A 1,866-nucleotide genomic window follows, 5' to 3' on the forward strand; every position below is an offset into this window, starting at 1 on the left:
CACCCAGTCTTCTGTTTTCATGCAGGATGAATATCGCAACAAAATGGGGTCTGTTACGGCTGAGAAGGCCTCATCGTCCAGAACTGGCCCGGCGTCCTGCGCTCTGTGGCCACCATGGCGACAGGTGCCATGGCGCTCCGCGAGATCGGCCGCATTGAGCGGACGCTGTTCATCATCGACTGGCTGCTTGACGCCGATATGCAGCGCCGCGCCCAGATTGGGTTGAACAAGGGCGAGGCGCACCATGCCTTGAAAAACGCTCTGCGCATCGGACGCCAAGGCGAAATCCGCGACCGCACGGCCGAGGGCCAACACTATCGCATGGCCGGCCTCAACCTGCTTGCCGCCATCATTATCTATTGGAACACCAAGCACCTTGGTCGTAAGCGTTTCCTGGCCCGCACCTTCGCAATTCTGACCTAACCTGAGATTTCGCACCTGACGGAGATTAGGGCAGGAGTTTCGCGATGGCGACTACGGTGGAGTTTCTCAGGGGCTACGGGGTGGACATACGGACCAATGGTCAGCGACGCTGGCCGGATGAGGTCAAGGCGCGGATCGTGGCTGAGAGCTTGAAGCCTGGGGCGACGGTGAACGGGGTTGCTGCGCGGTATGGGCTTCGGGCAAACCATCTGTCGGAATGGCGCAGTCGGGCGCGTGACGGCAGGTTGGTTTTACCCGCAGTTGAAGAGGACGACTTTTGTTTTGCGCCGCTCGTGGTGTCGGATGATGGCGGCGATGCTCCTGTACCAGCAGTGTCTGCACCGCTTACTAAGTCTGACGCTGCATCCGCTGACCCTATCGAGATTGAGATCGGCCAAGTGACAATCAGGCTCGATGGCACCACCAGTTCTGACCGGATTGCCGAGATCGTGCGGGCAATTGGGTCACGGCCATGATGTTCCCGTCAAACCGCGTGCGGGTTCTGGTCTCGACGCAGCCTGTGGACTTCAGGAAAGGTCATGACGGTCTGGCAGCGATCGTGTCGTCGGTGCTGCGCAAGGATCCGTTCACCGGCACGGTGTTTGTGTTCCGCTCGCGCAGGGCGGATCGGCTGAAGCTTTTGTATTGGGACGGCACCGGATTGGTGATGGCTTACAAGCGACTGGAAGATACGACCTTCACCTGGCCTGCGATCAAGGACGGGATGATGGCGCTGAACCACGCCCAGTTTGAGGCCCTGTTTGCCGGTCTCGACTGGCGCAAGGTCAAGGCCTTGGAGACGCGCCCACCTGCTGTGGCAGAATGAATCAATCACCGTCTTTGACGTGTTTTTACTGTGGTTTTATCGTAGTCTCGGGCCATGATCGAGATGCCCGCCATTGACCTTTCCACCATCCCTGACGCGCAGCGCGCGGTGGTTACGTCATTGATGGAAACGATTACTGCACTTCAGGATATCACCCAACGCCAACAGCATTTGATCGCCGAGCTGAACCATGCCCTGCATGGCAAGCGGTCGGAAAAGTTGACCGAGGATGAGCGGCAACTGGCGTTCGAGGATCTGTCCATCGCACTGGCTGAGGTCGAGGTGCAGAAGGAACATCTGGCTGCCAAGGCAGGTGACAAAACGGCAACCAGGCCCGCGCCAAAGCGCACTATCGGCAACTTGCCGGCCGCATTGCCGCGCATTGAAGAGGTTGTCGAACCCGACAGCCTGATCTGCCCTTGCGGCTGTGGCGTCATGCACAAGATCGGTGAAGACCGTAGCGAGCGGTTGGACATCGTGCCGGCGCAGTTGCGCGTCATTGTCACCGTCCGTCCCAAATACGCTTGCCGGACCTGCACCGATGGCGTGACCCAAGCTCCCACACCATCGCACCTGATCATGGGCGGGTTGCCGACCGAGGCCAGCATCGCCCATGT

General features: G+C 59.5%; 3 protein-coding genes and 1 pseudogene. All 4 read left to right on the top strand.

What is annotated here, in order from left to right:
- Positions 1 to 63 precede the first annotated feature (63 nt).
- Positions 64 to 381 (top strand): annotated as a pseudogene (locus NWQ23_RS15705) (Tn3 family transposase); the annotation flags it as partial.
- Positions 382 to 467: 86 nt separating this feature from the next.
- On the top strand, positions 468 to 899 hold the full coding sequence (locus tag NWQ23_RS15710) for a transposase (protein ID WP_306167334.1): 432 nt from the start codon (positions 468 to 470) through the stop codon (positions 897 to 899).
- Positions 896 to 1,249: an IS66 family insertion sequence element accessory protein TnpB gene (gene tnpB, locus NWQ23_RS15715; protein WP_306167335.1), complete on the top strand. Its 354-nt coding sequence runs from the start codon at positions 896 to 898 to the stop codon at positions 1,247 to 1,249. Before NWQ23_RS15710 ends, tnpB begins: the two co-directional genes overlap by 4 nt.
- 54 nt (positions 1,250 to 1,303) lie before the next feature.
- Positions 1,304 to 1,866, top strand: a 563-nt coding sequence (locus NWQ23_RS15720; RefSeq protein ID WP_306167336.1) for an IS66 family transposase zinc-finger binding domain-containing protein, incomplete at its 3' end; no start/stop codon positions are given.

It is taken from the genome of Yoonia sp., assembly GCF_030731595.1.
GTDB lineage: Bacteria > Pseudomonadota > Alphaproteobacteria > Rhodobacterales > Rhodobacteraceae > Yoonia.